Annotated in this window: 7 protein-coding genes and 2 tRNA genes; 7 read left to right on the top strand and 2 right to left on the bottom strand. The window is 37.2% G+C overall.

Going from position 1 to position 6,397, the window contains the following annotated elements; translation table 11 throughout:
* Window positions 1-37: 37 nt before the first annotated feature.
* Entirely contained in the window at window positions 38-181 is a 144-nt protein-coding gene (locus tag OZD63_RS03305) for a hypothetical protein (RefSeq protein WP_274980073.1), read from the bottom strand.
* Window positions 182-296: 115 nt separating this feature from the next.
* Here OZD63_RS03305 and glpX point away from each other — a divergent pair, with 115 nt between their 5' ends.
* The 3 genes from glpX (at window position 297) to OZD63_RS03290 (ending at window position 2,661) form a co-directional block, all read left to right on the top strand.
* Entirely contained in the window at window positions 297-1,223 is a 927-nt protein-coding gene (gene glpX / locus OZD63_RS03300; RefSeq protein ID WP_264705662.1) for a class II fructose-bisphosphatase, read from the top strand.
* Window positions 1,224-1,304: 81 nt separating this feature from the next.
* Window positions 1,305-2,051 (top strand): hypothetical protein, encoded by a 747-nt coding sequence (locus OZD63_RS03295; protein ID WP_275008110.1) that lies wholly within the window; start codon window positions 1,305-1,307, stop codon window positions 2,049-2,051.
* A gap of 10 nt (window positions 2,052-2,061) precedes the next feature.
* Window positions 2,062-2,661 (top strand): hypothetical protein, encoded by a 600-nt coding sequence (locus tag OZD63_RS03290; RefSeq protein WP_275008109.1) that lies wholly within the window; start codon window positions 2,062-2,064, stop codon window positions 2,659-2,661.
* Between the two features lie 420 nt (window positions 2,662-3,081).
* On the opposite strand, the gene OZD63_RS03285 is transcribed toward OZD63_RS03290, so the two are convergent.
* Window positions 3,082-3,576: a hypothetical protein gene (locus OZD63_RS03285; protein ID WP_275008108.1), complete on the bottom strand. Its 495-nt coding sequence runs from the start codon at window positions 3,574-3,576 to the stop codon at window positions 3,082-3,084.
* A gap of 205 nt (window positions 3,577-3,781) precedes the next feature.
* Between OZD63_RS03285 and carA the strand changes: the two genes are divergently transcribed.
* The 4 genes from carA to tuf all read left to right on the top strand — a co-directional run bounded on the left by carA (window position 3,782) and on the right by tuf (window position 6,396).
* Window positions 3,782-4,873, top strand: a complete 1,092-nt coding sequence (gene carA / locus OZD63_RS03280) for a glutamine-hydrolyzing carbamoyl-phosphate synthase small subunit (protein ID WP_274980077.1) — start codon at window positions 3,782-3,784, stop codon at window positions 4,871-4,873.
* A 114-nt stretch (window positions 4,874-4,987) separates the two neighbouring features.
* Window positions 4,988-5,070: transfer RNA gene (locus OZD63_RS03275), tRNA-Tyr, on the top strand.
* A gap of 4 nt (window positions 5,071-5,074) precedes the next feature.
* A tRNA-Gly gene (locus OZD63_RS03270) sits at window positions 5,075-5,145 on the top strand.
* Window positions 5,146-5,223: 78 nt separating this feature from the next.
* Window positions 5,224-6,396: an elongation factor Tu gene (tuf, locus tag OZD63_RS03265; protein ID WP_274980078.1), complete on the top strand. Its 1,173-nt coding sequence runs from the start codon at window positions 5,224-5,226 to the stop codon at window positions 6,394-6,396.
* Window position 6,397 lies beyond the last annotated feature (1 nt).

The following is a 6,397-nucleotide window of genomic DNA, read 5'->3' as shown; positions in this document are numbered from 1 at the left end:
CTTGCAAATGATTGTCCTTTCCTTCATTTCTCTCCTATTACGAAGATTTTAAACAGGTTCTTAGATCAATTCTTGCATTTAGCTCTTTACTTAATTCTTCAAGACTTGCTTGAGGCTTCTGTTTTACAGTCTCATTTATATTTAGATACAACTCTCTAATATCATCATTACTATATATCATAACTAACCCTACTACTATATGTTAGTTTATTATAGCAACTTTCCCACAACCAGTCAAGGCATATTGCAGTTTCAAGCAGCATGATATATATTGAATATAGCTCTTAAAGCAAATGATGGAAGATTTAGCCTATAAATTAGTTAAAGTGACCGAAGCTGCGGCGCTTGCTGCATATAAACTAGCAGGCTTCGGCGATGAAAAAAAGGCTGATCAGGTTGCAGTTGATGCAATGCGTACAGTATTAAATTCAATGGAAATAAATGGTACTATCGTAATTGGTGAAGGTGAGAGAGATGAAGCGCCGATGCTATATATTGGCGAGAAGGTTGGCACTGGAAATGGTCCCGAGATTGACATTGCTGTTGACCCACTTGAAGGCACTACGATTTGTGCTCATTACAAATCAGGGGCAATGTCCGTTCTTGCTGCAACGAAAAAAGGTAATTTTTTACATGCACCTGATGTTTATATGGAAAAGATAGTAGTAGGAAAAAATCTTCCAGAGGGTGTAGTCTCACTAAAAAATAGCATTGAAAAGAATCTAGACAATTTAGCCAAGGCAAAAAAATGCAAGGTGAATGATCTCGTGGTAACTGTACTTAAACGTGAAAGGCATGGTGAATTAATAGAGAAAATCAGGAAATTAGGAGCAAAAATTAAACTAATAGATGATGGTGATGTTGCGGCCATAGTTTCACTAGTAAATGGCAATCATGATATGTATATCGGTATAGGAGGAGCACCAGAGGGAGTGCTTGCGGCTGCAGCGCTAAGCTCTATCGACGGACAGATGGAGGGAAGATTAGTACTTGATACGGATCAGTTAAGAGAAAGAGCAAAAAATTTAAATATTGATGACCCAGAAAAAGTCTACGCCGTAAAAGATATGGCAAGAGGTGAATCAGTGTTCATTGCAACTGGAGTAACAAGCGGAGAACTTGTGGATGGAGTTAAATTGAATCATAATACCTATTCAACTAATTCTTTAATAATTCTGCCTAATAGGCTGATAAAGCTGCAAACAATGCAGAACTTATGTTAGCTTTTTTAGTTTCTAATTTTAGCTTTACAACATTTAGCATTAAGATATAATCAAGTTTACTTATAACAATAGAGGTGTGAAATGTTTTCTAGTGTTATAAATCTATTTAATGGTTTGTACAAAAATTCGAGTACCAAGGAAAGTGAAGAAGAGTTGACTCTTCTATCTCCTCAAGCAAATCTTCAATTCGATGAGACTCAGGTACAAGGTGTGCTCTCAGATTTTGAGGAATTGGAGTTTAAGGATAATAAGTGTTTTGACAAAATAGCAGACGATTATGAAAAGAAGGGGAAGAGTTCCCTCTTTAATTACGTGATATTGAATAAGCGGAAAGAAATAATCGATATATTAGATAGGAATCTTCCTCTCCTCGAAGAACAGGAGGAGTTTGGAAAGAAATATGGTCAATATGTTCTTCAAATTGACAAAGGAATGAGTTATGGAAAAGAACTTCAAGATGGACTTCGGTCTTTTGAAGATAGGGCAGAAAAAGTATTATCAGATTTTGAAAGATTGAATTTTGATTTTAAGGATAATAAGTGTGAAGATTCTTCTGATTCCGTAAATTATAATAACGGTTGGCCGGCAGATCCATTTGACAAGATAGCAAATTATTATCGAGAGGATGATATTTTCCTCTTCAATTATGTGGTATTGAGTAAGCGAAAAGAAATAATGGGTATATTGGATAAGAAGCTTACTTCTAAAGATCAGGAGGAGTTAAAAGAAAATTTTAAAAAGAGGTTGGGTAGATATCTTATTCGAATTGGTCAAGGAATGAGCGATGGACAAGAATTTCTAAAAACTGGAGTGCAATGCTTTCTTTGATGGGTGTTATGTGCCATGTCCATATGCAAACCGTCTTCTTAATCATTATGACCATCTTAATATCAACATTACTAAACCTGAACAAAGTTTAGAAACCAGTCGTCCTTTCACTGAAAAAACTAAAAGAATGGAAGAAGAGAAAAGCGAGGTAAAAAGAGCAAAAGTATACAGCAATGGTGAAAGAATAGTAACAATTGAGAAACAACGGAGGAACTACTCCTTTGCAAAATTTGCAATATGTGACATCGAAATTAGTTGGGGCGCAAAAGATGAATCTGGAAAAGACCTTAACTGTACTGTTGTTCTAAATATAAATTTAGGTCAAGTTAGTATTAAAAAATCAACTATTGACGGTAAAGATGTTGAACCAAAGAAAATTTTAGAGTTAGCTAAGCAAAACGAGGCTGTGCTTATAAAAGGTAAAGCTTTACATGAAGTTTTAGCAGCACATTTCATTAAGCAAACACCATGTGAGGAAAAGAGGGATACGCAATCGCACGAGAATATTGTTGTACCTGGTTCCGGTGCACCTCGCTCTATTAATGAGGAAATAACTGTAGAGCATCCGTTCGGGAAAGCGGCAAATAAAGATAATCATAGAGAAATGTGAGTTTACAACAAATGGTGCCATGAAAGTAGCTGATACATAACTGTACGAACGTTTGTTTGCGAAGAAATGTTATAGCAGGTTTTGCCTCAAACACAAAGGTGTCATTCCAGTGCTTGACACTGGAATCCAGCCCTTTTACGCAGTCCCATTAAAAACGTTGTATTTTAACGTAGGATTAGCTACTTTTATACTCACCAATTTAATCTCTAATCAAAATTCCTGGATCCCAGTGTCTGGGCACTGGGATGACACCCTCCCTAGTGGATTCAAATCACAATATTCGTATAGTAAGCACTGACCACTTTTGCTTCAATATTTGCGATGCCCCTGAACAGATACAATTATTCTATTATCAGGAGGATGCCATTAATCGCTTTATATAATGCTACTTGTAACACTTATGCCCTGAACGGAGACAGTTTAGGCTGTTATGCCTGGCGGCTTTGTTGGAGTAAGTTTTTCAACACTGCTAACAATAAAATTGATTGTATCGTCAGCTACCTTATCGAATTTATCATTTATCTCTTTTCCTATTTCTTGATTTTTAACATATTCGTGTAGAGCTAAAGCAGTTATAGCTGCACATGCTGCAATTAAGCCAGTTTGTGCTATAATGAATAGTGATAATCCTCCTACGAATATAGATGTTAATCCAATAGCCAGGTTTATAATTTTACTTTGTGTTGTTTGTTGCGTCGCTCGGCTTTGATCTGCCTGTTTATCCTCTAAAGCATTCGATATTGTTTTTAAGGCAACTTTTATCGCTACTGCCGCAACTGAAACCATAATTAGCCCTATAGCTATTTTTGCTAAAAGAAGAATCGATGGTAGCATCATTACAAATAATAGCGCGCCAATTCCTCCAGCTAACCACTTCTCATTTATTTTTTTTGATTGATTCGTACCGGTGTTCATTATTACCCTCCACTTTATTTATGATTCACCTATATCTAATGCGAAATATGAAGGTAGTCAACTATATATTTTATATGAAAGATTGTATTAAAAGTTTTTCATGTTATTTTTTGCTGCTTCGTGGTTAAATTTGGAATTTTAGAAAGAGTTACGTATTATTTGAAATTCTTGTATACTGTTTTGAATCAGTTAAATAGATAATGAAGTGCAGGACGCAGTTTTAATTTTACAAGGTGGCAGGTGCTTTTGGGGAAAATCAGTAGGTAAAAAAGGCAAGTGCATAGGTGAGGTCTGTTTTACCACTGGTATGACCGGTTATCAGCATACTATAACTGATCCTTCTTTTGCCGATCAAATTATAACGTTCACTTTTCCTCACATTGGTAACGTTGGAATAAACCATAAGGATAATGAAGGAAAGAAAATTTTTGCAAGTGGTGTGGTTATGCGTGAACTTTCTTCTATGTCCCACCCTTCTTCATATGTCAGTTTAAATGATTGGTTAGAGAAAAATAACGTGATTGGGATATCAGGAGTTGATACTAGAGCTTTAACGAGACATTTGAGAGAACATGGATCTCAAAATGGAATGATATGCTCATCGAGTAAGGCGCATGCGTTGGACAAATTGAAGGAATACAAATCTGTAAATGGGATAGAAATAACCAATAAAGTCAGCTTGCATAGTAATTTTAAAAGTGACCTTAATGCAAAATATAGGGTTGTAATCGTTGATTTTGGCGTAAAAATCAGTATAGTTTCACGCTTAATAGAACTTGGTTGTACAGTTGAATTAATCAGACCAAGCACAGGTTTTGCTCAAAAAGTGTTGAGTATGAATCCAGATGGGATAGTGCTTTCAAATGGTCCTGGTGATCCGCAAGAAATAGGAGAAAGTGTAGTTTCAGAAATAGACATCATTATAAAATCTAAAATACCAATTTTTGGCATATGCATGGGCCATCAATTACTTGCGATTACTTTGGGGGCAAAGACCATCAAGATGGATATAGGTCACCGAGGGAGTAACCATCCAGTTTATGATGTAATTAGTGGAAAAGTTGAGATCACTAGCCAAAATCATGGTTTCGTTGTTGATTCAGCTTCTCTTCTAAGTAATGTTGAAATTACTCACATTTCTCTATTTGATAATAGTGTAGAGGGAATAATGATGAAGGATTACCCAGTCTTTTCTGTGCAATACCATCCAGAAGAAGCGCCAGGTACGCATGATTCGCATTATTTGTTTAAACGTTTTATTGACAATATTGTGTTATATAAAATGAAATCTGCGTGATTTTAATCAGGGTAGGTTTTATTGCTTGATTTTTTAATTTTAGGCGTTTAGTATTAAACACAGTAAGAGCTTAAGTTAAGATGCTAAAATAGTATTCTCTTAACAAATTTTTGCGGAGGAGTGACCGAGTGGTTAAAGGTAACAGACTGTAAATCTGTCCGCGTGAGCGTACGTAGGTTCGAATCCTACCTCCTCCATTGTGCGGGTATAGCTCAATGGTAGAGCTCTAGCCTTCCAAGCTAGTGACGTGGGTTCGATTCCCACTATCCGCTCTTTTTTTTGTTGTATTTTTATAAAATCAACATATTATTTGTTGATGTATTTGTATTTTAGGTAGAAAAGTTTAAATTATGGTAGCGATAGTGGAAGCATTTGGAAAGCCGCATGTAAATGTGGGAACAATAGGACATGTGGATCATGGGAAGACGACGTTAACAGCGGCGATAACGAAGCATTATGGAAATTTTGTAGCGTACGATCAGATAGATAAAGCGCCAGAAGAAAGGAAGAGGGGGATAACGATAGCAACAGCGCATGTTGAGTATCAGACGGAAAAAAGGCATTATGCACACGTTGATTGTCCTGGACACGCTGACTATGTAAAGAACATGATAGTAGGTGCAGCACAGATGGATGCGGCGGTATTGGTAGTGTCGGGGGTTGATGGGCCAATGCCACAAACGAGAGAGCATATATTGCTGGCGAAGCAGGTAGGTGTTGGATATATCGTGGTGTATATAAATAAAGCTGATGTTGCTGATGCTGATATGATAGATTTAGTAGAAATGGAAGTGAGGGAATTACTGAGTAGATACGGATTTCCAGGGGATGAAGTGCCTGTGGTGGTTGGTTCAGCACTCAAGGCGCTGGAGGATGACAGCAGCGAATATGGAAAGAAATCAATAGACAAATTGATGGAAAAGTTAGATGAATATGTAGCGGTTCCACCAAGGCCTGTGGATTTACCATTTTTATTGCCAATCGAAGATGTATTTTCGATATCGGGGCGAGGAACAGTGGTAACAGGAAGAATAGAGAAGGGAGAGATAAAGGCGGGAGAAGAGATAGAGATAATAGGTCTGCAAGCGACGCAAAAGACGATATGCACAGGTGTTGAGATGTTTAAGAAGTTGCTGGATAAGGGAAGTGCAGGACTCAATGTAGGAATATTGTTAAGAGGAACAAAAAGAGAAGAAGTGGAGAGAGGGCAAGTATTAGCGAAACCGGGGACGATAACACCGCATAGAAAGTTTAAGGCGGAGGTTTATGTATTAAAGAAAGAGGAAGGAGGAAGGCATACACCATTTTTTGCGAATTACCAGCCACAGTTTTATTTAAGGACAACGGATGTAACTGGGAGCATAAAATTGCTAGATGGGAAGGAGATGGTAATGCCAGGAGATAATGTGAGTGTAGAAGTAGAATTGCAAGTACCGATAGCAATGGATAAGGGATTGCGTTTTGCGATAAGAGAAGGCGGTAGAACTGTTGGTTCTGGTGTTGTTTCTGAAATTTTGGAGTGAG

It is taken from the genome of Wolbachia endosymbiont of Drosophila leontia (assembly GCF_028981785.1).
Taxonomy (GTDB): Bacteria; Pseudomonadota; Alphaproteobacteria; order Rickettsiales; family Anaplasmataceae; genus Wolbachia; species Wolbachia pipientis.
The sequence above is the reverse complement of the archived record's forward strand: the minus strand, read 5'-3'. Positions and strand labels throughout refer to the sequence as shown.